Here is a 22,923-nt window from a genome sequence, read left to right on the forward strand (position 1 = left end):
CCCTTCAAAATCTATTAAAGAAGGTAATCTGTACTCACAAAATTGGACGTTTTACTTTCCAAAAGTTTACGAATAATATCATTATTGTGAGGATTGTCTTTTGATGCTAAAAAGGTTCTTATAGAAAAAGACCTTAGGGCATCGTGAACACTCAAGGTTCCAACTGCAGAATCTTTTCGCCCTGTAAATGGTAAGACATCGGGTCCTCGTTGGCAAGAGCTATTTAGGTTGACTCTACACACTAGATTTACCAATACATCTATGAGTGGTGCAAGGGTATCGACATTTTTGCCAAATAAACTAACCTGCTGTCCATAATTAGATCTTGCCATTTCGTCCAGCAGCTCTTGTGTATCATTAAAAGATTTTATAGGCACCACAGGCCCAAATTGCTCTTCTTGATATACGCGCATAGATTCGTTGACGGGGTATAATACTGCAGGGTAAATATAATTATCGGTAACAGTTCCTCCTTTTTTATTGAGAATCTTCGCTCCCTTTTCTTTGGCATCATCTATTAGTTCTTTTATATAAGCAGGCTTGTTAGGCTCTGGAAGTGGTGTCAATTTTACGCCTTCTTCCCAAGGCTGACCAAATTTAAGCTCATCCACTCGTTTTGAAAATCGCTCATTAAACTCCTCCTTAATTTTATCGTGGACATATATAATTTTAAGAGCTGTACAGCGCTGGCCATTATAAGATAATGACCCATTAATACACTCTTCAATAGCTAAATCTAAATCAGCATCTGGAAGAATGATCGCTGGATTTTTGGCTTCTAAACCGAGTATAAGTCTTAATCTATTTTTGTAGGGATGTTGATCCTGAAGGGCAATGGCAGAAGTTGAGTTTCCTATAAGCGCTAAGACATCAATCTTACCCGTTTTCATGATGGGTGCTGCAACTTCTCTTCCTCTTCCATAGATTACGTTTATAACTCCAGCAGGAAAACTTTTTTGAAAAGCCTCTAGCAAAGGAGATAACAAAAGAACTCCGTGCTTGGCGGGTTTAAAAACAGCAGTATTTCCCATCATCAGTGCTGGAATAAGCAAAGCAAAGGTTTCGTTCAAGGGGTAATTGTAAGGTCCTAAACATAGAACAACCCCGAGCGGCCCTCTTCTGATATGAGCATTGATTCCATCTATTTTTTCAAACTTGGCACTATCCCTGTCCAGCTGTTTGTAATCATCTATTGTATCATAGATATACTGAACAGTTCTATCAAATTCTTTTTCTGAGTCTGGTAGCGTTTTTCCAATTTCCCACATCAGTAGTTTTACAACTTCAGTTCGTTTGGTTTGCATATGCTTCACAAAAGATTTCATACAGTCAATTCTTTCTTTTACGCGCATAGTTGGCCAATCCCCTTTTCCTTTATCGTAGGCATTTACTGCAGAATTTAAAACTCCCAAAGCTGTTGGCTCATCCATATGAGGAACAGTGCCAAGCAAGGTCGGCTTATATTCTGAACTTGTAGAAATTGTAGAATGCACCTCATCCATTTTTCCATCCCAGTTGACTAGTTTACCGTTATCTAAATATGTATTTTGATGAAGTAACGAGTCAATTGTATCTAAATTTGTATTTACCATAATGTTTTAAGGGTTTTTATTGAAATATATGACAATTTAGATAAACTAACTTATCGTCCTGTCATAACCAAATAAAATGATTTGTTAAGCTTTAGTGATGCATACGTTTTGATAAAAATCCGCACAACTATTTCTAACCTCAAAATATCTAAAAAAGCAGAGGAGAATTTCCAATAATGAAGACTAACCTAGATGAAAGAATTTTACGTTTCTTCTAGGACAGACATTATTAAGCAAATCTTAAGTTCACAAAATTAAAAATGCACTACATTTGTAGTAATGAAGAATATGTTTTCATATCTACTAGTTATGCTTTTTACCCTACAATCGTTTGGTTTAAACGCTGCTAATTTAGTCAACCTCACTAGTTTGGCGGAACATTACGAGCTTCATAAAACTGAACATCAAAATTCATTTTTAGAGTTTTTTGAGCTGCACTATGGTAGTCAGAAAGAGGCGCACGAAAAGGAACACGATGAACATCAAAACCTTCCTTTTCAAGAATGCCACCATTATTCCAACAATTTTTTCTTTGAATTACCTCAGGTCATAAGTATAAAGCTAACAGCCCCTCTTGAAATAGTTCAGAATAATTTTAATTATACTTCACAATTTAATTTATTGATTGAAACTGATATTCTTCAGCCGCCGAAACATTAAACTCTGATGTCATCCAAGTTTATTGTTTCATTTTCAATTTAAAATTTCATGTTATCAAAAATTATTGAATTTAGCTTAAAGTCTAAATTCTTTATCCTATTAATGGTGAGTGGTATTGTTGGTTTTGGGGTTTATTCCTTAACCCAAATACCGATTGGTGCCGTACCCGATATCACCAACAACCAAGTACAAGTCATCACAACATCACGTAACCTTTCTACCACCGATGTTGAACAGTTTATTACCTATCCCGTCGAATTGGAAATGGTGAATTTACCAGGCGTCAAAGAAATACGCTCGGTCTCTAAGTTTGGCCTTTCGGTGGTTACCATAGTCTTTGAAGATGATTTAGGCACGTATTTACCACGCCAACTCATTGCCGAAAAACTAAAATCTGCAGCTGAAAATATTCCTTCAGGGTTTGGTACTCCAGAAATGGGACCTATTACAACTGGTTTAGGCGAGATATATCAATATACTTTAGAAACCAAACCGGGCTACGAAGACCAGTATGATGCTACCGAATTGCGTACCATTCAAGATTGGATTGTTCGCCGACAATTATCTGGAATTCCTGGCGTCGTTGAAATTAACACTTGGGGAGGCTTCTTAAAAGAGTACGAGGTCAGCATTAATTCGAAGCGCCTACAGGCCAATAACATCACTATTGCTGAAGTTTTTCAAGCCCTTGAAAACAACAATTCTGTAGCTGGTGGTAGTTATATCGAAAAAAATGAAGAAGCCTATTTTATAAGAGGCGAAGGACTTATTAAAAGTTTAGAAGACATTAAAAATATAAGTGTTACCACTCGAAACAATCAACCTGTTTTCATCAAGGATATTGCTGAAGTAGGTTTTGGTTACGCCAGACGCTTTGGTGCTATAACTGGAAATGGAGAAGGCGAAAAAGTTTTGGGGCAAGTGATGATGCTCAAAAATGCCGATTCCAAACGTGTCATTGATGCGGTAAAGACACGTATAGCTGAAATTGAAACTACTTTACCTGAAGGGGTGTATATCAACGGTTTTTTGGACCGCTCAGAATTAATACAACGCACAACTACTACTATTGCTGAGAATTTGTTGTTAGGGTTTTTGGTGGTTGCCTTTATTGTGGTTTTACTTATCGGCGATTGGCGTGCTGGTTTAGTGATTTCTTCTATTATACCGCTTAGTTTTTTAGTAGCGATAAGCTTAATGTACATCTTTGGTGTTGACGCCAATTTAATGAGCCTAGGTGCTTTAGACTTTGGAATCATCGTTGACGGTGCTGTTATTATAGTTGAGTTTGTCGCCTTCAAAATGTGGCAACGCTCCAATGAGTTTTCCAACAAAACATCGACCGAGATCAGTAAATTAAAAGATAAAATCACTTCTAAGGGAGCATCTAAAATGCTTAATTCAGCCATTTTTGGTCAGTTGATTATCTTGATTGTATTTATCCCAATTTTATCGTTGAGTGGCATAGAAGGTAAGATGTTTAGACCTATGGCGCTTACGTTTAGCTTTGCTCTTATTGGTGCTATGGTATTGTGTTTTACCTGGGTCCCAGTAGCCTGTAGTTTGATTTTGAAACCACAATCTAAGTCAAGTTTCACCATATCTACTAAACTCCTCAATGGCGTTAAACGCGTTTATTTACCGTCCATTAAATGGTCTTTAAAACATACTAAACCCGTACTGATTTCAGCGGTCGTTTTACTTGCACTTGGCGTGTTTACGTTTACTAGAATGGGAGGTGAATTTGTTCCCACACTCGATGAAGGTGACTTTGTCATTCAACCCATTTTAAAAACGGGGAAATCCTTAAAAAGCACAGTTGAACGCACTACTGCAATAGAAAAAATACTGCTTGAGCAATTTCCTGAAGTCACCCAAGTAGTCTCTCGTATTGGTGCTGCTGAAGTACCAACCGATCCAATGTCGATGCAGGATTCAGATGTAATTGTGCGCCTGAAACCCAAATCAGAATGGACATCTGCCGATACCAAAGAAGGCTTAGCCGAAAAATTTGAAGAGGCTTTATCTGTTTTTCCAGGAATGGAACTCGAGTTTACTCAACCTATTGAAATGCGTTTTAATGAATTGATTACTGGAGTTCGTTCAGATATTGCCATAAAGGTATTTGGTGAAGATTTAGATATTTTAGCTAGAAAGGGAAATGAAATAAAGTCGCTTATCGAAAATGTAGATGGGGCTGCAGACATCTCCGTAGAAAAAATTGTGGGTTTACCACAAATGTTGGTAAATTTTGAGCGTGATAAGATTGCACGATACGGTCTTGATATCAAAACTATTAACGATATTATCACCACAGGATTTGCAGGAAAATCTACCGGTGTTGTCTTTGAAGGTGAAAAGCGATTTGACTTAGTGGTAAGGCTTCAAGATACCCAGCGCCAAGATATAAGTGATCTTAGAAACTTAATGATTGATGCACCTGGTTATGGTAAAATCCCTCTAAATGAAGTTGCCGATATTACTTTTGATAGAGGTCCTGCTAAAATCTCTAGAGATGAATCCAAACGCCGAATTGTAGTAGGGGTAAATGTTCGTAACCGAGATTTAGAATCTGTCGTTACAGATATACAAAAAATCATTGATGAAAACCTAGAGTTGCCCGTTGGATATACCATGACTTATGGAGGCCAATTTGAGAATTTAGAAAGTGCCAAAGCACGCTTAAAAATTGCAGTACCGATAGCCTTGGTCTTAATTTATATTATGCTGTTTTTTGCCCTACGAACACATAAGGACGCCCTACTTATTTTTACAGCTATTCCATTTTCTGCCGTTGGTGGTGTCTTTTTACTATGGCTAAGAGATATGCCCTTTAGTATTTCGGCTGGAGTTGGGTTTATTGCTTTATTTGGAATAGCCGTTTTAAACGGTATCATTTTAGTTGAATACTTTAAAGACATCCTAAAAACCCACGATAAATTGAGTTTACAACACATTATAGATGCTACACAAGATCGCCTAAGGGCAGTTTTATTAACAGCCAGTTCTACAGCTTTAGGCTTTTTGCCTATGGCTATTTCAACTGGTGCTGGTGCAGAAGTCCAACGTCCATTAGCTACAGTTGTCATAGGTGGCTTGATAACGTCTACAATACTTACCTTAATTATACTTCCTGTGCTTTATGCTATTAGATATAAAACTCCTAAAATAAAATTAAATTCAAAGCTTAGTTTTTTTGTTATTTTGATGAGTTGCGCTGGTTTTACAGCCAATGCTCAAGATGATGAATTTGATCGCTTAAAAGAACAGATGCTCGATAACAATAAGCAGTTAAAAGCAGTTCAACTTAAAGCGGAAAGCACTGAAGCTGCCGAAGGACAAGCCTTTACTTTTAATAATGCCCAGATTTATCAAAATTATGATGAATCTGAAGCAGATCCTATTGCAAATCAACCTTTGTATCAATGGGGTATTATTCAGCAATTTGACTTCCCGACAGTATATGGGAGTAGATTGAAGTTGAATAAAGTTAAAACGAAGCTAGCAAGAACCCAATATAGTATTGTAGAAATCAGAAAGATTAAAACCCTTCAAGTTAATTATCAAAATTATCTTGAAACTGTGGCAAAACTGGCAATATATGATAGCATATATAAAATCTACAACGACTTCTCTCGTATGGCTAAACGAAAGTTTGAAGAAGGAGAATCAAATTATTTGGAAAAGATCACCGCACAATCCAAAGCCAATCAAATCACGATTGAACAAGCACAGCTAAAGCAAGAGTTGAATAATAGTATACTCGCTATAAAAGGCTTGCTGCAAAGCCAAGACAGTTTAGTCTTAAGGGAAAAAACGCTCTACAAGCTTCAATTGGATATGGCGAACAACGACTCTGAAAATCTGAGTTTGTCAGCATTAGAATTAGATCAGAAATTGGCAAAGCGCAACTCAGCTTTAGCTAAAAATGAGTTACTCCCTGGGATTTCTGCCAGTTATTTTATCAGAAGTAATTCGGCTATTGAAAAAAATTTTAATGGGTATCAAATTGGCTTAAATATCCCTCTGTTATTTTTCGGAGATCGTTCAAAAATTAAATCTGCAGAAATCAATACCCTTTCAAAACAAGCGGCTTTTGAAGATGCCCAAATCACCTTAACTCAGCAAAAAGACCAGTTGGTCAATCGGCTTTCAGTGCAGCAAGAAGCTTTGAATAACTATGAAGAAAACCAACTTAAAATCGCCGATGAACTATTAAAAACAGCTAAGCTGAGTTACAAAGCCGGTGAAATTGATTTTTTTAGATATGTGCAAAGCTTAGAATATGCCCAGCGCATCCAACTAGATTATTTAACAAAACTGCGCGATTATAACCAAACTATTATAGCCTTAAATTATTTTTTACTAAACTAAACTTATGAAACGATATATATATACGAGCCTGTTCCTATTCAATTTGATATTTTTATCTTGTAATGATAGCAAGTCTACTTCAGCTGAAGTAGAGCATAATGAAGACGAGGATTTAATAGAGATTACAGGCGAGCAATTTGAAACCGCGCAACTAGAATTAGGGAATTTAAAACAAAATAGATTTTCAGAGCAATTTCAGGTGACTGGAATGATAGATGTTCCCCCAGAGAATCGAGCTAGTGTAAGTTCTTATTTTGATGGTTATATTTCTGAGACTCGACTTTTAGTTGGGGACGAAGTTCAAAAAGGAGATTTACTAGTCACATTGAAAAATCCCGATTTTATTAAAATGCAACAAAACTATGTTGAGAGTTTCAGTAATTTAGAATTTCAAACTTCAGAATTTGAACGAAAAGAAAACTTATTAGAGGATAAAGTGATTGCACAGAAAGTCTTTCAATCTACCAAAAACGACTATCTACAAGCTAAAGCACAACTCCAAGCAACAGCAGAGCAAATCAAGTTGATGAATCTCAACCCAAAGGAAATTGCTGAGGGGAATTTCACATCAGAAATTCGCATCTATGCACCTATCAGTGGTAAAATTTCAAAATTGAATGTAGCCCAAGGTAAGTTTTTGGCTAAATCTGAAATGATTATGGAGATTCTTGATGTCGAACACGTTCACCTTGAACTGGATGTCTTTGAGAAAGACATCTTAAAAATCAAAAAAGGGGATACATTAAGCTTTAAGATTCCAGAAATTTCTGATGAAAGTTTCAGTGCTTACGTGAGATTAATTGGCGCTGAAGTAAATGAAAACAGGAGCGTTCGCATTCATGCACACCCCAAAAAGGACAACGTCAACTTTTCGGTTGGCATGTTTGTAAATGCCTATTTCAAATCTAACTCTAAAGACTATTTAGCTTTGCCTGAGACCGCTTTTACAGAAGTCGATGGGGAAACCTTCGTCTTACAACTCGATTCTAAAACCGATAGTTTATACACCTTCACTAAAATTGAAGTAAAAACGAATGCACCTCAAAATGGGCTCAAACCTATTTTAAACTCAGAACAAATCGATACAGAAGCTCAGTTTTTAACCCGAGGTGTATTTGATATTATTACAACAGGTGGCGGTGGTCACAGTCATTAATTATGAACAAAGGAAATTTTACCATTTTAATAGCAGAAGACCAGGTTGATATTGCTAAACTCTTGAAAAAAGGCTTAACCGAAGAGGGTTACCAATGCTTGGTGGTTAAAAACGGTGAAGAGGTTTTAAAACTTGTAAAACATAATTCCATCAGTTTAATTTTGCTGGATTGGATGATGCCAAAGCTAAAGGGTATTGACGTTTGCAAACAATTGAGAAGTGAACACATTTCAATACCAATTATTTTTTTAACCGCGAAAGATACCGTAGAAGATACTATTGAAGGCTTAAAAAGCGGTGCTAACGATTACATTAAAAAACCTTTTAATTTTGAAGAGCTTCTCGCAAGAATTGAAACTCATTTGCGTTTATATTATAAGATAGATGAGGTATTGCATCTCGGTGACTTATCCTTGAACATGAGTAAACATAAGGTTTTAAAGTCGGAAAAACCCATCAATTTAACCGATAAAGAATTTAATTTTTTAGCTCATTTAGTTCGCCATAAAGGACAAGTATGCACCAGGCAATCTATTATTGAAGACGTGTGGGATATTCACTTCGACTATGATTCTGGGGTCTTAGATGTCTATATGAATGCCATACGGAAAAAAATGAAGCTTGATAAAAATGAACTTATCAAAACCGTTCGCGGGGTTGGTTTTATAGCTGATGAGTAATGAAATTATCGATTAGAAATAGAATTGCTTTATATTCAGTTTTAGGTATAGCAAGCATATCTATTGTTGTATTTATTGCTATTTATTTTACCGTTAAAAATATTGTCTTTAGTGAAATCGATGGAGCATTAAAATTTGAAGCTAAAAAGCATATCAATGAAGTAATGTTTCGCAAAGACAGCGTTTATTTCGCCTATAAAGATGAGTGGCTAGAGCGCGAGCATATAGAAATTGAAGTATATCCCTTATTTGTTGAGTTATACAACGCCAAAGGTCAAGGTTTAGACAAATCGCCAAATCTTCGTGAAAGCAGTCTGGAATTAGACCTTCAACAAGAGAATACCTTTATCAGCAATCAAAATTTGGACGGTGAAAACATCAGGCAAATTCAATTTCCGCTTATAGAGAACAACACCATTCAAGGCTTTATTGCCATCGCCATTCCTTTGGGTGACGCAGAGTTAGTCATAAAAACACTTTTAGATACCTTATTATTTATCTATCCTATTTTACTGGTCATTACATTTTTCATGTCTAGATTCATATCGCAGATCACCATTAAGCCTGTGACTTTTATAGCCAAAACCGTAAATGAAATTAGCTCGAACAACCTCAACAAGCGCGTTCCTGAAACTAGTAATGGTGATGAATTAGAAACTCTGTCTAAAGCGATTAACAACTTTTTAAACAGAATAGATGCTGCCGTAAAACGCGAAAAGCAATTCACTGCAGATGCTTCTCACCAACTCAGAACACCACTAGCAATTCTCAAGGGAAATCTGGAAGTTTTAATTAGAAAAAGACGTGAGCCGGAACAGTATGTCGAAGAGATTAAAAACAATATTAATAAGATTGACGGCATGTCTGATGCTGTTGAAAAATTGCTCATTCTTGCTCGATTAAACAGCCATACCCTTAAGAATCTAGAAACCGAGGAGCTGTGTCTATACGACGAAATAGAGGCCATTTTAATAAATTACAAAAAGGATATTTTAAAAAAAGGCATCAGTATTACATTAGATAAATCTGAGGATTGCCAGATACAAACCCATAAAACTTATTTAAGGTTAGTCCTTGATAATTTGATTTCTAATGCGGTAAAGTATGGCGAAGACCAAACTAGGATTAGTATTTCACTAGAACCGACAACCCATCACTTGAAGCTTTCTATTTGTAATAAAGGCCAAAAGATTCCAGCTGATGAAATCAACGACATTTTCAATCCCTTTTTCAGAAACAGGTATCACGAAAATACTGAGAAAGGTTATGGTTTAGGTCTTGCCATCGTTGCCAAAGCCATAGATTTATTAAAGATTAAAATTCATGTAAGTTCTGATGAATACACTTGTTTTAGTCTTAAAATTCCAAGAACACCTTGAAACTTAAGATTCGCTTAAGATCTGTTCATTCCTAGAGTAAATGCTTTTTCTTGACGTTATTTTGTAAGTAAAAACAAAACTTATGAAGTTAACTGCGTTAATCATGTTTCTATGCCTAGGTCTCACAAGTTTTGCACAAGACTGGACCTACGATATAGAAGAAGCTAAAACACAAGCCAAAAAAAATAACAAAGACATCTTGCTTTTATTTTCAGGTTCAGACTGGTGTGCCCCTTGTATTAAACTTGACCGCCAAATCTGGCAAAGTGAACAATTTAAAGCTCATGCCAGTGAAAAATTGATATTGGTACGCGCAGACTTTCCTAGGCGTAAAAGCAATAAGCCGTCCAAGGCTATACAAGATAAAAACAATGCTCTTGCAGCAGAATATAATACTAGTGGATACTTCCCCTTTGTATTATTGCTAAACAGCGATGGTGAAGTCCTTAATAAATTAGGGTATAAAAACATATCACCAAATGAATACATAACTGCCATATATGCGAAGTAAACTAATGATTTTGCTTGTTTTAATAAATTTTGCTGCTCAAGCTCAGGATATTTTTAAGAGAGAGTTGGGCTTAATGGGAAGCAACTTTGATATTACCGTTATAGCTGATTCAAAAAAAGAAGCAGAAAATTACATAGACTTAGCCGTTTTAGAGATGCAACGCATCGAAGAATTGATATCCTCCTGGAAATCTACCTCTCAAACGTCTGCTATAAACCGTAATGCTGGTCTTAAGCCGGTTCAAGTCGATAATGAATTGTTTCAGCTTATCAAAAGGTCCATTTCTATTTCAAAAATAACCGACGGTGCTTTCGATATCAGTTTTGCGGCCATAGATAAAATATGGGTATTTAATGGTGAAGAAACACAAGTACCAGATAAAGCTTTGATCTCTTCCTCTGTAAATGCTATTGGATACAAGAATATCAAATTAGATGAAAAAAATTCAACTGTTTTCTTAACTCAAAAGGGAATGAAAATCGGCTTCGGCGCCATTGGTAAGGGCTATGCAGCAGATAAAGCTAAAAAGCTATTGATGGAAAAAGGAGTGTCTGGAGGAATAATAAATGCCTCTGGAGATATGAATGCCTGGGGCCTTCAACCTAACGGTAAACCCTGGAAAGTTGCAATTACCAACCCTGTGGATAACTCTAAGAACTATGGATTATTCGACCTAAAAAATAATGCTGTTGTCACTTCTGGCAATTACGAAAAATTTCTGCTCATCGATGGGGAGCGCTATGCCCATATTATTGATCCTCGAACAGGGATGCCCACAAAAGGTATATTGAGTGTTACTGTTTTTGCTCCTAAAGCAGAATTAGCTGATGCTCTAGCAACCTCCATTTTCGTAATGGGTAGCGAAGTAGGATTAAATACGATTAATCAACTTCCCGATGTGGAAGCCATAATTGTAAAAAATGACGGAAGCCTAGCCACGTCAACACACATAAACATTACAACACCATGATTAAAACACTCACAAAATTGACGCTCATAAGTTTCTTCTTTATGTCTTGTGTAGCAGTAAAAGAATACGAAAAAATCAATATCAACGATCCTGATATGCGATTATCAGAGCGAGATTTAGATAAGTATAAATCAACCTTTCAATCCTACCGCGAAGCAGCAGCTGGAGCAAATGGAGGTAAAACAGGCGGCGGTTGCGGCTGTAATTAAAATAAATATGAAGAAAAACATAGCTTTTTATAGCATCGTCTTACTACTTGTTTCAGGACATATAATGGCACAAGAAGAAGAACCCACTGAGTATAAAAAACGAGTACTAGAGGCGGTAGAAGTCAACTTATTGTCCAGTTATTATACTCAGGATGGGGAAAATGCTGCTGTTACAGGAGGTCGAGGCACAGAAGAATTAACTGATATTGCCCCATCCATCAACATATCTATTCCTTTAAACGATGATGATGTTTTGACTGTAGATGCAACCGTTTCTGCATATACTTCAGCCTCTTCTAGTAATATTGATCCTTTTGATGGTCCGCAACCTGCAGACCCATTTGTGGCATCATCGGGAGCATCAGAACAAGATACTTGGTTTGGTCTAACCGCCAATTATGCACATTCATCAGACGACCGAAATACCATCATAAGTGGAAATGTTTCTTTTGCCAATGAATACGACTACAGCTCGATTGGTTTTGGAGGGAGTATCACCAAACTATTCAATGAAAAAAACACTGAATTACAACTTAATGTCAACGCTTATTTTGATTCATGGAGACCGCAATATCCTATTGAATTTAGAGAAGGTTTCAATTTATCTGATTATTCCTTTAGTGGAAATCCAAATTTCTCAAGTAATTATACAGAATTTCAAGATGAGAGTAGGAACTCTTATAGTATTGGAGTAAGTCTTTCACAAATTCTTTCAAAATCTATTCAAACAGCATTTATTGGTGACGTTGTTCTTCAAAACGGCTTGCTATCTACACCGCATCAACGTGTCTATTTTGGAGATTTTGAAGATACGATGGTCGAGAACTTTACTTTAGGAAATGATATTGAGCGTTTACCAGATACACGTACAAAAATAGCCTTGGGTAACCGTACTAATTTTTACTTGAATCAAAATTTCATTTTAAGAACGTATTATCGTTTTTACACAGATGATTGGGGAATAGATTCACATACCTTTAAAGCCGAATTACCAATAAAACTAGGGTTGAATTATACGTTTTATCCTATGTACCGTTACTATACACAAACCGCAGCAAACGATTTTGGAGAATACAATACTATAGTCTCAACACAAGAATTTTATACTTCAGATTATGACTTAGCAGAATATGATGCCCATCAATATGGCATAGGCTTTAAGTACTATGATCCTTTAAATAAATTAAACATTGGTGGTTTTGGTTTGAAAAGCATAGATTTGAAATACAATTATTACGAGCGGACTACTCAGAATTTTAATGCAAACATAACGTCACTCAGTTTTAATTTCGTGGCAAACTAATAGTCTTAAATGATCAAATTTGATTGATTTTTAAATTGTTTTAAATGAAAGTTTTAATTACTGGTATTGCAGGTTTTATCGGCTCGCATATGGCCGAATACCTTAATAAAAAAGGGTATGTAGTTGATGGAGTGGATAACTTCAATCCTTACTATTCTGTTAAGTTGAAAAAGATAAATGCGGATAATCTTATTAAAAAAGGGATTTCCGTTATCGAAGGCGATTTACGAAACGATACCTTGTACGACAGACTAGAAAAGGATTATCAATTTATTATTCATTTTGCTGCTCAACCTGGGATTTCTGCAACAAGCAGTTTTGATAGTTATCTTACCAACAACCTTATTGCCACTCAGAAGCTCATTGAATTTACGAAGAAACAAAAATCCTTCATTCAATTCATAAACATCTCGACCTCATCCGTTTATGGAGATTATGCCACTAAAAGTGAAAAGGCAGTTCCTCAACCAACTTCATACTATGGAGTTACCAAACTCGCGGCAGAACAGCTCGTTCTTGCTGAAGCCAGAAAAAAAGAATTTAGAGCCTGTTCCTTGCGCTTGTATTCAGTATATGGCCCAAGAGAACGACCCGACAAGCTATACACCAAGCTTATTAAAGCGAGTTTAAACCATACTCAATTCCCTTTGTTTGAAGGGAGTAAGCAGCATAAGCGAAGTTTTACTTATGTTGAAGACATTGTTAATGGCATTTATTTATGTTTGAAAAAACAAAAATTAACCAATTTGGAAATTATAAACATAGGCCATCACAAACAGGAAACTACAGAGCAAGGTATCTTATGCGTGGAAAAATTATTAAAAAAGCATATTTCAATTGAATTAAAGCCAGCACGAGAATCCGACCAAAAAGAAACCGTTGCAAATATTACTAAAGCACGAAATTTATTCGGCTATAATCCTAAAACCAATCTAGAAGAAGGTATTCAACACCAGATCGATTGGTTTAAAACGACCATTGAAGACCATGGAGAATTTTAAATTAACCATAATCGTCCCCGTTTATAATGAAGCTGAAAATTTGCATAGACTTGCCGATGTATTTGAGGCCTATTTTAAGCAGTCAAATCATAAAATGAAACTGCTGTTTGTAAATGATGGTTCTAAAGATGAAAGCTTGGACATCATGAAACAATTATGTGAAGGAAACCCCTATTTCCAATACCTCAACTTTACTAAAAATTATGGATTAAGTGCTGCTATTAAAGCAGGATTCGATCACGTAACGACGGAGCTAACCGGATATATAGATGCGGATTTACAAACTCATCCAGAAGACTTCGACCTTCTTTTAGAACATGCCCAAGAATATGATTTGGTAACAGGAAATAGATCTAAAAACAGAAAAGATAGTAGGGTCAAAAATTTGAGTTCCACTATAGCAAATGGAATAAGGCGCTTATTTACTCAAGATGGTATGGACGATACAGGTTGTCCTTTAAAAATCATAAAAACAAGTTATGCTCAAAACATTCCCATGTTCAAAGGTTTACATCGGTTTTTACCTGCTATGATTTTACTTCAAAATGGAACGATAAAACAAGTAGATGTGAGGCATTTTCCCAGAATAGCTGGAACAGCAAATTTTGGTTTAATCAATCGACTTGTCGGACCCCTAATGGATTGTTTTGCATATCTATGGATGAAGAAAAAATATATCAATTACAAGATAGAGTCCAAATCATGCTAAGTTCATCAGTTGTGATCTATACTATTGGTTTTATAGCGCAGTTCCTTTTCTCCAGTCGAACCTTTTATCAATGGTTGAGTTCAGAAAAACAAAAGAAAGTGATTGCCCCGCGTTTTTTTTGGCAAATAAGTTTATTGGCTTCTTTTCTGTTGTTCGTCTACGGCTATCTAAGAAATGATTTTTCTATTATGCTAGGTCAAAGTCTAACTTATTTTATTTATATCCGAAATATTCAACTCCAAAATCAGTGGCATAAATTCCCATTGGTATCTAAGATTTTCTTGCTGCTTTTTCCTTTAGCAATTGTAATTTACTATTATAACAATAACACCTTTGATATTAATAATCTGTTGGTAGACAATGGCTTTTCAAACCAACTCTTATGGCTTGGGATTGTAAGTCAACTTATTTTCACCTTTCGTTTTGTTTACCAATGGTTGTATTCCGAACGCTTAAAATTATCGAAGTTACCCAGCGGGTTTTGGATTTTAAGCTTACTGGGATCCTTACTTATTTTGGTTTACGGAATTTTAAGAAGCGACCCTGTTTTGATAGTGGGTCATAGCTTTGGAATTATCATTTACATTAGAAACCTTTATCTTATAAAACGGGAATATGCTTAAACTTATTAATAAATATCCTGTCATCACCCTCATCTTAGTGTGTGTGATTTTATTTTTCTTCAACTTGGGTAAACTTCCAATCAGTATTATGGAAGCGAGAAACTTTAATGTTGCCAGAGAAATGCTTACTGAAAATAATTGGTTATTGACAACCATGAATGCTATACCTCGTTATGAAAAGCCGCCCTTTCCGGCATGGTTTACTACCATGTTTAGCCAATTTGACATTAAATCGGTTTTTCTATATCGATTACCCACCAGTATCGTAGCAACTTTAGGAGTTCTCTTTAGCTACTACCTCTTTAAAAGTTTAGCACAAACCAAAAAAATAGCCCTTATTGCCTCATTGGTTCTTTCCACCTCCTTCTACTATGTCGCAATTCGGTTTGAAGGACCTTCCGACACCTATACTCATGTATTTATGATTGCCGGTTTGCTCTTTATAACCAAAGCCATTCAATCTTCAACCAAAAGCCTACTTTATACTAGCCTTGCGATTTTAGGCATAGGCATTTCAGTATTATCCAAAGGCCCGGTTAGTTTATATGCGGTCTTTCTCCCTTTTATAATTGCTTACTTTATCGCATATTCCTCTTCAAAAAAAGCGATCATAATTAGCATTTCCACTTTACTCTTTGGTATTGCCTTGGGAGCTTCATGGTATTTATATGTTCAATTTTTAGACCCTAAAGTCCTTACCCAAATTGCGAATGAGGAGACCTCCAACTGGTCGAGTTATAATGTTAGACCCTTTTATTATTATTGGAGTTTCTTCATTCAATCGGGAATATGGAGTGTTCCTGCACTTATTAGTTTAGCTTATCCTTATTTTAAATCTAAAGTGGATAACAAAAAACTGTATAAGTTCAGTTGGCTATGGACTGTTCTAGCAGTAATTTTATTGTCGGCTATTCCAGAAAAGAAATCTCGGTATTTAGTTCCCGTTTTGTTTCCTTTAGCCTTGAATCTAGCTCAAGTTCTACTTTATCAGTTTAGAACTAAAAAATTGGATATCGTGAGCAGAATTGCTATGAAATTCCACTATGTTTTAATTTTCTGTATTGGAATTTCGGTGGTTGCCATTCCCTTGATCATAGAAGTCAGAACGACTTCATTTTGGATTTGGTATTATACTTTGGTCGCCTTGATGTTTGCTATTTCAGCAGTCATCTTTTTTAACTACAGCCCTCTAAAAAGCAAGGTGCTGTTTGTATCCAATATTCTTTTAATAATGGTGGTGACAAGTGTGGGGGTTTACGGCATTCAATTTTTAAAACAAAACGATAAGTACAACACCTTAACCTCAGCAGAGCTTCAACCAAGTTCTCTTTACTATTACAAATCGATGCAGCCTGAGGTAATTTGGGACTCTAATAGAGTTTCACAACCACTTGATTTCACGAAGAGCTTCCCGTCACAACCTAACGTTCAGGTGATTGTGGGAAATGGGTATGTGGAAGAATTCAGAAAACAAATTCCCTCGGAATATGAGATTGAATCGATAAAAGCTTACGACAGGAATTACTTTAGTAGCGCCGAAGACAATAAGCATCGTGGTCGCAAAGTAACATACCTATACACCTTAAAACGAAAGAATTAGCGTAAAATGGTCTCAGTTCGGTCTGGTCCCACAGAAACTATGCTTATTTTAACTCCAACACTTTCTTCAATAAAGGCCACATAATCTTTCAAGGTTTGCGGTAATTTTTCGAAATTATCTCCAGATGAAATATCCTCTTGCCATCCTTTAAACGACTTATAGATAGGTGTCACGTTTTCTGGCTCTATATTAAAAGGGAAGTGTGATATTTCTTTTCCTTTATAATTATAAGCAGTACAGACTTTTAAGGTTTTAAAACCGCTTAAAACATCAGCCTTCATCATAATAAGTTCGGTCACACCATTAACTTGAACAGCATATTTCAAGGCTACAAGGTCTAACCATCCACAACGTCTTGGCCTACCTGTTGTAGCTCCAAATTCGTTTCCAACTTTGGCCATTTTAGCACCATCAGCATCAAAAAGTTCAGTAGGGAAAGGACCGCTTCCTACCCGTGTAGTATAGGCTTTAAAAATTCCATACACGTCCTTAATTTTATTAGGCGCAATACCCAAACCTGTACATGCTCCAGCAGCAGTTGTGTTGGATGACGTGACGAATGGATAAGTTCCGAAATCAATATCTAGCAAAGACCCCTGAGCACCTTCGGCCAAGATCGTTTGATTATTGGTTTGTGCATTGTGTAAATAGTCTTCAGAATCTATGAAGGTAAGTGATTTGATGGCTTCAACAGCTTCAAAAAATTCATGCTCCAACTCCTTCAAATTATATTGAACATCTACATTGTAAAATTCGATAAGATCTTGATGCTTATTGGCTAACTGTCTGTACTTATCTTTCCAAGAATCCAATTCCAAATCGCCAATTCGTATTCCGTTACGACCCGTTTTATCCATATAGGTTGGACCAATTCCTTTAAGAGTCGAGCCAATTTTAGCTTTCCCTTTAGACGTTTCAGAAGCTGCATCTAGCAGTCTGTGGGTAGGAAGAATGATGTGAGCTTTTCTAGAAATTAACAGGCTTTTCTTGATATCAATATTGAATTTTGATAAGGCTGTTAGCTCTTTTTGAAAAATAACAGGATCGATAACAACTCCGTTACCGACGACGTTTATGGCCTCTTTATGGAAAATTCCTGAAGGAATTGTGTGGAGTACGTGCTTGATACCGTCAAATTCCAAAGTATGCCCAGCATTTGGACCTCCTTGGAATCTTGCTATAATGTTATAATCTTTGGTAAGATAATCTACAATTTTGCCTTTGCCTTCATCTCCCCACTGAAGTCCTAGTAGTAAGTCTACTGCCATGTCTTAATCTGTCTTTGGTTGGTTTTTTGTTCCGTAGAAATATAATGAATGGCGTTCTATTGAAATATCAAACACCTCTTCAATTGTTTTTTTAATAGATTCGATCCTTGGGTCGCAAAATTCTATGACTTCACCAGTATCGGTTAAGATCACATGGTCATGCTGTTTATCGAAGTAAGATTTTTCGTATTGCGCTTGATTTTTACCAAACTGATGCTTTCTCACCAATCCACAATCCAACAGTAAATCTATAGTATTGTATAAAGTCGCTCTACTAACTCTATAGTTTTTAGTTTTCATTTTAATATATAAAGACTCAATATCAAAATGATCGTCACTTTCGTAAATTTCTTGAAGGATAGCAAACCGTTCTGGAGTTTTACGATGACCATTATTTTCTAAAAATTTAGTAAAAACGTTTTTTACAACAGCTAAATCGTTTTTTAAATTCTCTTTATTTATCATAGTTACAAAAATAGACTTTTATTGACGCTTAACCTTGTCGATCCCATCGATTTTTTCTAATCTTTCGATAAGTTTATTCAATATGGATATATTCTTAACTTTTACGACCATTTTCCCTTCGAAAATACCATCGGTGCTTGTAAAAGAAATACTGAGAATATTGACATTGAGATTTTTTGAAATCTCATTCGTGATGATACTTACTAGACCAAGATCGTCTATTCCAGTGAGTTTAAGGGTAGCACTAAATTCTTCTTGACTGGAGTCTATCCATTTGGCCTTGAGTATTCTATAGGCATAATTACTTTGAAGTTGAATAGCATTGGGGCAGTTTTTTTTATGGACTTTAATCCCCTCTTTGATGGTTGTAAAGCCAAAAACTTCATCTCCTGGTATCGGGTTGCAACAAGCTGATAGTTTATAATCTAGCTTTTGCTCATCATCTCCAAAGACAAGTTGATCGTAATTACTCGATACATCATCTTGGTCTATTGAACTATCTTTTTGTGGCGAACGCCGAATTTTATTTTTGAAAAACGACACCAAAGCATTACTTCTGGAAGACGCAAAATTCTTAATTTGTTTATTGTCTATAGAACCAATTCCAACTCTGTAAAATAAGTCGAGACTGGTTTTTAATTTAAAGAAAACAACCATTTCGTTAACGGCTCTTTCATTGAGACTTATGCGTTGAGACTTCAGTTTTCGTCTTAAAATCTCTTTACCTTCTTCAGCAACTAGCTTGCGTTTTTCTCGTAAAGCTGACTTAATTTTGGTCCTTGCTCTAGCGGTAGTGGCATAATCCAACCAGTTTTTGGTAGGCTTGGCGGTAGAGGATGTAATGATTTCTACCTGATCGCCACTTTTTAAGACACGACTTAAAGCCACAATCTTTCCATTAACTTTTGCTCCACGGGTTGTATAGCCGATGTCGGTATGAATAGCAAAGGCAAAATCGAGCACAGTAGAGCCCTTGGGCAAGGATTTAAGATCACCTTGGGGGGTAAACACGAATATCTCTTTGGAGTATAAGTTGAGTTTAAATTGCTCCACGAAATCAACGGCATTCATTTCATTATTCTCTAATGCCTCTTGTAGCCTATTAAGCCATAAATCCAAACCTTGTTCATCTTGAGCTTCACTCTTATGTTTGTATTTATAGTGAGCCGCGTATCCTTTTTCTGCGATTTCATTCATGCGCTCACTTCTTATCTGTATCTCTACCCATTTTCCTTTCGGTCCCATAACAGTGATGTGGAGAGCTTCATAACCCGTGGTTTTTGGAGAAGAAATCCAATCTCGTAGTCGGGTTGGGTTGGGCCTAAAATAATCTGTAACTATAGAATATATCTTCCAAGCTAGAAATTTTTCATCTTCTGTTTTGGATTTATAAATGATTCTGATGGCAAACTTGTCGTAGATTTCGTCGAAAGAAATGTTTTGAATTACTATCTTTTTTCGAATGGAGTAAATAGATTTTGGCCTTCCTTTTACCTCTACTTCAATATCTTCTTTTTCTAAAGCAGTTAAAACAATCTTGGAAAAGTCATGTATATATTGATCTTGTTGTTCTTTACTGTCCTTGATTTTATCATTTATATCATGATAAACTTCTGGCTCAGTATACTTCAAGCTTAAATCTTCGAGTTCAGTTTTGATATTGTAGAGCCCAATTCTATGGGCTAAAGGGGCGTAAATATATAAGGTTTCACTGGCAATTTTGACCTGCTTATCTGGACGCATGGCATCCATGGTTTGCATATTGTGAAGTCGATCTGCTATTTTTATGATGATGACACGAATATCATCATTCAAAGTCAGCAACATCTTCCTAAAGTTTTCTGCTTGCATGGAGATATCGCCATCTTTTTTAAGGCTAGAAATCTTAGTGAGTCCATCCACAATTCTGGCTACAACCTCTCCAAACATTTGCTCGATATCTGTAAGAGAATACTTCGTATCCTCCACTACATCGTGAAGCAAAGCAGAGGCTATTGAGGTGGCATCTAGCCCAATTTCTTGGGCTACAATTTTGGCAACGGCTATAGGGTGAAATACATAAGCCTCGCCAGATTTTCGACGTTGATCTTTATGTGCCTCAACTGCTGTATCAAAAGCTTTTCGGATTAGTTTTTTATCTTCAGAACCTAAAGTCCTATAGCTAATACGTAAAAGCTCCTTATATTGTTTGGTAATTTTTTTGCTTTCTTGCTCTAAATACGCATCGGTGATCTCCATAACTTTCGACTCTTATTAAAATGAAATTACAATTAATTTTTTAAATTTTTCAATCTTTCTTTCAAAGGAGGATGTGAGAAATGAAAAAACACATAAGCTGGATGAGGGGTCAAATTACTGAGACTTTTCTTAGACAGCTTTTTTAAAGCAGAAGATAAGTAGTCTCCTGAATAAGTAAAGCTGGCAAAATCATCTGCCTGAAATTCGAAGACCCTGGACAGGTGATTTGTCAATAAGCCACTCACCAAAGAAATAGGAGCATATAAAAAACTAAAAGCCACTAAACCTACATGAAAGCTTGGCTGCTCAATACCTAAGGCTTGAGACAAGACAGGCTCTTCTATAAAAAGAGAAAATAACCAAAGCATAAACCCGGTTGACATTAAGGACACAAATAGATTTATGATGATATGATGCTTTTTATAATGTCCGACTTCATGAGCCAGAACCGCCACGATCTCTTTGATGTTGAGATCCTTAATTAAAGTATCGAATAGTGTAATTCGTTTTTCATTTCCAAATCCTGAAAAGTAAGCATTAGCTTTCTGACTTCTTTTAGAACCATCAATCACAAAGATATTTTTCAAATTGAAATTCATGGAAGAAGCATAATCTTGGATTTGCGACCTCAACTCTCCTTCTTCAAGCGGAGTTTGTTTATTGAATAAGGGAACTATAAGTTTAGCATAGAACATGTTCATAAAAACAGAAAATACTGCTATTAAAATCCAAGCATACCACCAGAAATCCGAACCCACGGCAGAATAAACCAGTAAGATGAGGCTTAAGATAATTCCTCCAAAAATAAACGCAATGAAAAGAGACTTCAGCTTATCCAACCAAAATAGGCGTTGAGTAGAGGTATTGAATCCATAGCGCTCTTCAATTCTAAAGGTAAAATAATAGTCGAATGGCGTACTTAAAATTTCACCACCCAAAAAGAGGATGAATAAAAAGGAAAGCGAAACTAAAATGGGATGATCAAAAAGACCATGAGCGATTTCATTTACAAAACCAAACCCATCAAGGCTTAGAAAAACCAGAATTAAAGTTATAGATAAGATAGACTGTAAAGTTCCAAACTTAAATTTCTCTTTTTTATAGGCTTGTGACTTTAAGTAGTCCTCTTTATCGTACAAATCTCTTAGGCCTTCAGGAAGCTGAGCATCAAATCTGGAGGCGTTTAGGTAATCGAGAAATGTTTCCAAAAGAAAATTGAAAACCAGAATACCAACGATAAGATAAAAAACAAATTCTGAGGTCATTTTATAATTTTAGGCAAATTTAATTCATGTGAATTGAATCTAGTATAGAAATAGATTTTGAATTTTTAGCCAACAGGGTTGCCTTATTCATTAATAGATGCTAAATTTGCTTTAAAGCAATGCGAAAGTTGTAGATGAGTAAATTGGTAGAAAGCGTCAGATTTTTAGAAGATAATTTGAAAAAATTAATCTCTGAACATCAAGATTTAAAAGTTAGATACAGCGCCTTAGCTACCCAGTTTGATTCTGAAAGCAATTCTATCTCTGAATTAAATTCAAAAATAGAAATGCTTCAAAAAGAGAATAAAACACTTAGAACAGCCAACGCAATGCTAGGCAGTACCGAGTACAAAAGAGAAACAAAACTTAAAATAAATAGTTTAATTAAAGAAATAGATAGTTGCATTATTCAATTGGCTGAATAAAGATGGGAGATAAACTAAAAATAAAATTATCGATTGCAGATAGAGTTTATCCGCTCACTATAAGACCTGAACAAGAAGAAGGCTTAAGGAAAGCAGCCAAACGAATAAATGAAGTTATTAAGAAATTTGAACAAGATTATGCAGTAAGAGACAAACAAGATGTCTTGGCCATGAGTGCCTTACAATTTGCTGCTGAAATTGAACAAAATCAATTATCCTCTACTTCAGAATTACAAGAAGCAGAACTAAAACTTGTAGAGCTGAATGAGATGCTAAAAGATCAATTAAACTAACGTTCATTACATAAATCGACACTGCCTGTATTAGTCGTACCTTTTTGATAAACTCAACATTTACTATTTAAAAAGGGTGAGTTTCAGTTGCTAAAGCAAGCCGCCACTTCGGTGCAGCGGATCCTTGATCAGCTGGGTATCCCTAAACCTGTTTACACGGAGTTTTATACAAAACTAGGCTAGTACAGGCTTTTTTTATATA

At 35.9% G+C, this 22,923-nt stretch carries 20 protein-coding genes and 1 other RNA gene; 16 read left to right on the forward strand and 5 right to left on the reverse strand.

The window, feature by feature from the left end:
* Positions 1-14: 14 nt before the first annotated feature.
* On the reverse strand, positions 15-1,592 hold the full coding sequence (locus PGOND44_RS04580; protein WP_003437235.1) for an NADP-dependent glyceraldehyde-3-phosphate dehydrogenase: 1,578 nt from the start codon (positions 1,590-1,592) through the stop codon (positions 15-17).
* A gap of 309 nt (positions 1,593-1,901) precedes the next feature.
* Here PGOND44_RS04580 and PGOND44_RS04585 point away from each other — a divergent pair, with 309 nt between their 5' ends.
* From PGOND44_RS04585 to PGOND44_RS04645, 13 genes are all read left to right on the forward strand, one after another.
* Positions 1,902-2,252, forward strand: coding sequence for a hypothetical protein (locus PGOND44_RS04585; RefSeq protein ID WP_223810197.1), 351 nt, complete (start codon positions 1,902-1,904; stop codon positions 2,250-2,252).
* Between the two features lie 48 nt (positions 2,253-2,300).
* Positions 2,301-6,626 carry a CusA/CzcA family heavy metal efflux RND transporter gene (locus PGOND44_RS04590; protein ID WP_003437239.1) on the forward strand — a complete coding sequence of 1,442 codons (4,326 nt, stop codon included), beginning with the start codon at positions 2,301-2,303 and terminating at the stop codon, positions 6,624-6,626.
* A 4-nt stretch (positions 6,627-6,630) separates the two neighbouring features.
* Positions 6,631-7,782 (forward strand): efflux RND transporter periplasmic adaptor subunit, encoded by a 1,152-nt coding sequence (locus PGOND44_RS04595; RefSeq protein WP_003437242.1) that lies wholly within the window; start codon positions 6,631-6,633, stop codon positions 7,780-7,782.
* Positions 7,783-7,784: 2 nt separating this feature from the next.
* The gene (locus PGOND44_RS04600; protein WP_003437244.1) at positions 7,785-8,462 is read left to right on the forward strand and encodes a response regulator transcription factor; all 678 of its coding nucleotides are present in this window, start codon (positions 7,785-7,787) and stop codon (positions 8,460-8,462) included.
* The gene (locus PGOND44_RS04605; RefSeq protein WP_003437246.1) at positions 8,462-9,841 is read left to right on the forward strand and encodes a sensor histidine kinase; all 1,380 of its coding nucleotides are present in this window, start codon (positions 8,462-8,464) and stop codon (positions 9,839-9,841) included. Before PGOND44_RS04600 ends, PGOND44_RS04605 begins: the two co-directional genes overlap by 1 nt.
* Positions 9,842-9,923: 82 nt before the next feature.
* Positions 9,924-10,352 carry a thioredoxin family protein gene (locus tag PGOND44_RS04610; RefSeq protein WP_003437248.1) on the forward strand — a complete coding sequence of 143 codons (429 nt, stop codon included), beginning with the start codon at positions 9,924-9,926 and terminating at the stop codon, positions 10,350-10,352.
* Entirely contained in the window at positions 10,342-11,322 is a 981-nt protein-coding gene (locus PGOND44_RS04615; protein WP_040555802.1) for an FAD:protein FMN transferase, read from the forward strand. Before PGOND44_RS04610 ends, PGOND44_RS04615 begins: the two co-directional genes overlap by 11 nt.
* Positions 11,319-11,531 (forward strand): DUF4266 domain-containing protein, encoded by a 213-nt coding sequence (locus tag PGOND44_RS04620; protein WP_003437259.1) that lies wholly within the window; start codon positions 11,319-11,321, stop codon positions 11,529-11,531. The genes PGOND44_RS04615 and PGOND44_RS04620 overlap by 4 nt, the downstream gene beginning before the upstream one ends.
* A gap of 7 nt (positions 11,532-11,538) precedes the next feature.
* Positions 11,539-12,834: a DUF3570 domain-containing protein gene (locus tag PGOND44_RS04625; protein ID WP_003437261.1), complete on the forward strand. Its 1,296-nt coding sequence runs from the start codon at positions 11,539-11,541 to the stop codon at positions 12,832-12,834.
* Positions 12,835-12,878: 44 nt separating this feature from the next.
* Positions 12,879-13,835 carry an NAD-dependent epimerase/dehydratase family protein gene (locus PGOND44_RS04630; protein WP_003437263.1) on the forward strand — a complete coding sequence of 319 codons (957 nt, stop codon included), beginning with the start codon at positions 12,879-12,881 and terminating at the stop codon, positions 13,833-13,835.
* The gene (locus PGOND44_RS04635; RefSeq protein WP_003437265.1) at positions 13,822-14,544 is read left to right on the forward strand and encodes a glycosyltransferase family 2 protein; all 723 of its coding nucleotides are present in this window, start codon (positions 13,822-13,824) and stop codon (positions 14,542-14,544) included. Before PGOND44_RS04630 ends, PGOND44_RS04635 begins: the two co-directional genes overlap by 14 nt.
* Positions 14,538-15,167, forward strand: a complete 630-nt coding sequence (locus PGOND44_RS04640; RefSeq protein ID WP_040555826.1) for a lipid-A-disaccharide synthase N-terminal domain-containing protein — start codon at positions 14,538-14,540, stop codon at positions 15,165-15,167. The genes PGOND44_RS04635 and PGOND44_RS04640 overlap by 7 nt, the downstream gene beginning before the upstream one ends.
* Positions 15,160-16,767 (forward strand): ArnT family glycosyltransferase, encoded by a 1,608-nt coding sequence (locus PGOND44_RS04645; RefSeq protein ID WP_003437270.1) that lies wholly within the window; start codon positions 15,160-15,162, stop codon positions 16,765-16,767. Before PGOND44_RS04640 ends, PGOND44_RS04645 begins: the two co-directional genes overlap by 8 nt.
* Here PGOND44_RS04645 and PGOND44_RS04650 read toward each other — a convergent pair.
* The 4 genes from PGOND44_RS04650 to PGOND44_RS04665 are packed head-to-tail and all read right to left on the reverse strand — an operon-like array spanning position 16,764 to position 22,003.
* Positions 16,764-18,035: an adenylosuccinate synthase gene (locus tag PGOND44_RS04650; RefSeq protein ID WP_003437273.1), complete on the reverse strand. Its 1,272-nt coding sequence runs from the start codon at positions 18,033-18,035 to the stop codon at positions 16,764-16,766. The genes PGOND44_RS04645 and PGOND44_RS04650 overlap by 4 nt on opposite strands.
* Positions 18,036-18,038: 3 nt before the next feature.
* A complete protein-coding gene (locus PGOND44_RS04655; RefSeq protein WP_003437276.1) occupies positions 18,039-18,500 on the reverse strand; it encodes a Fur family transcriptional regulator in 462 nt (153 codons plus the stop codon).
* Positions 18,501-18,518: 18 nt separating this feature from the next.
* Positions 18,519-20,738, reverse strand: coding sequence for a RelA/SpoT family protein (locus PGOND44_RS04660; RefSeq protein ID WP_003437278.1), 2,220 nt, complete (start codon positions 20,736-20,738; stop codon positions 18,519-18,521).
* 32 nt (positions 20,739-20,770) lie between these two features.
* Positions 20,771-22,003 (reverse strand): M48 family metallopeptidase, encoded by a 1,233-nt coding sequence (locus PGOND44_RS04665; RefSeq protein WP_003437280.1) that lies wholly within the window; start codon positions 22,001-22,003, stop codon positions 20,771-20,773.
* A 134-nt stretch (positions 22,004-22,137) separates the two neighbouring features.
* On the opposite strand from PGOND44_RS04665, the gene PGOND44_RS04670 reads away from it, so the two are divergent.
* The 3 genes from PGOND44_RS04670 to ssrS all read left to right on the forward strand — a co-directional run bounded on the left by PGOND44_RS04670 (position 22,138) and on the right by ssrS (position 22,886).
* Positions 22,138-22,428, forward strand: a complete 291-nt coding sequence (locus PGOND44_RS04670) for a hypothetical protein (RefSeq protein WP_003437283.1) — start codon at positions 22,138-22,140, stop codon at positions 22,426-22,428.
* Positions 22,429-22,430: 2 nt separating this feature from the next.
* A complete protein-coding gene (locus PGOND44_RS04675) occupies positions 22,431-22,721 on the forward strand; it encodes a cell division protein ZapA (RefSeq protein ID WP_003437286.1) in 291 nt (96 codons plus the stop codon).
* A 51-nt stretch (positions 22,722-22,772) separates the two neighbouring features.
* A non-coding RNA gene (gene ssrS, locus PGOND44_RS15240) (6S RNA) lies at positions 22,773-22,886 on the forward strand.
* Positions 22,887-22,923 lie beyond the last annotated feature (37 nt).

The sequence above is a fragment of the Psychroflexus gondwanensis ACAM 44 genome, assembly GCF_000355905.1.
GTDB lineage: Bacteria > Bacteroidota > Bacteroidia > Flavobacteriales > Flavobacteriaceae > Psychroflexus > Psychroflexus gondwanensis.

Excerpts from the sequence above, each read along its gene's own strand:
- PGOND44_RS04580 (WP_003437235.1), bottom strand. The coding sequence starts at position 1,592 with ATGGTAAATACAAATTTAGATACAATTGACTCGTTACTTCATCAAAAT.
- PGOND44_RS04585 (WP_223810197.1), top strand. The coding sequence starts at position 1,902 with ATGCTTTTTACCCTACAATCGTTTGGTTTAAACGCTGCTAATTTAGTC.
- PGOND44_RS04590 (WP_003437239.1), top strand. The coding sequence starts at position 2,301 with ATGTTATCAAAAATTATTGAATTTAGCTTAAAGTCTAAATTCTTTATC.
- PGOND44_RS04595 (WP_003437242.1), top strand. The coding sequence starts at position 6,631 with ATGAAACGATATATATATACGAGCCTGTTCCTATTCAATTTGATATTT.
- PGOND44_RS04600 (WP_003437244.1), top strand. The coding sequence starts at position 7,785 with ATGAACAAAGGAAATTTTACCATTTTAATAGCAGAAGACCAGGTTGAT.
- PGOND44_RS04605 (WP_003437246.1), top strand. The coding sequence starts at position 8,462 with ATGAAATTATCGATTAGAAATAGAATTGCTTTATATTCAGTTTTAGGT.
- PGOND44_RS04610 (WP_003437248.1), top strand. The coding sequence starts at position 9,924 with ATGAAGTTAACTGCGTTAATCATGTTTCTATGCCTAGGTCTCACAAGT.
- PGOND44_RS04615 (WP_040555802.1), top strand. The coding sequence starts at position 10,342 with ATGCGAAGTAAACTAATGATTTTGCTTGTTTTAATAAATTTTGCTGCT.
- PGOND44_RS04620 (WP_003437259.1), top strand. The coding sequence starts at position 11,319 with ATGATTAAAACACTCACAAAATTGACGCTCATAAGTTTCTTCTTTATG.
- PGOND44_RS04625 (WP_003437261.1), top strand. The coding sequence starts at position 11,539 with ATGAAGAAAAACATAGCTTTTTATAGCATCGTCTTACTACTTGTTTCA.
- PGOND44_RS04630 (WP_003437263.1), top strand. The coding sequence starts at position 12,879 with ATGAAAGTTTTAATTACTGGTATTGCAGGTTTTATCGGCTCGCATATG.
- PGOND44_RS04635 (WP_003437265.1), top strand. The coding sequence starts at position 13,822 with ATGGAGAATTTTAAATTAACCATAATCGTCCCCGTTTATAATGAAGCT.
- PGOND44_RS04640 (WP_040555826.1), top strand. The coding sequence starts at position 14,538 with ATGCTAAGTTCATCAGTTGTGATCTATACTATTGGTTTTATAGCGCAG.
- PGOND44_RS04645 (WP_003437270.1), top strand. The coding sequence starts at position 15,160 with ATGCTTAAACTTATTAATAAATATCCTGTCATCACCCTCATCTTAGTG.
- PGOND44_RS04650 (WP_003437273.1), bottom strand. The coding sequence starts at position 18,035 with ATGGCAGTAGACTTACTACTAGGACTTCAGTGGGGAGATGAAGGCAAA.
- PGOND44_RS04655 (WP_003437276.1), bottom strand. The coding sequence starts at position 18,500 with ATGATAAATAAAGAGAATTTAAAAAACGATTTAGCTGTTGTAAAAAAC.
- PGOND44_RS04660 (WP_003437278.1), bottom strand. The coding sequence starts at position 20,738 with ATGGAGATCACCGATGCGTATTTAGAGCAAGAAAGCAAAAAAATTACC.
- PGOND44_RS04665 (WP_003437280.1), bottom strand. The coding sequence starts at position 22,003 with ATGACCTCAGAATTTGTTTTTTATCTTATCGTTGGTATTCTGGTTTTC.
- PGOND44_RS04670 (WP_003437283.1), top strand. The coding sequence starts at position 22,138 with ATGAGTAAATTGGTAGAAAGCGTCAGATTTTTAGAAGATAATTTGAAA.
- PGOND44_RS04675 (WP_003437286.1), top strand. The coding sequence starts at position 22,431 with ATGGGAGATAAACTAAAAATAAAATTATCGATTGCAGATAGAGTTTAT.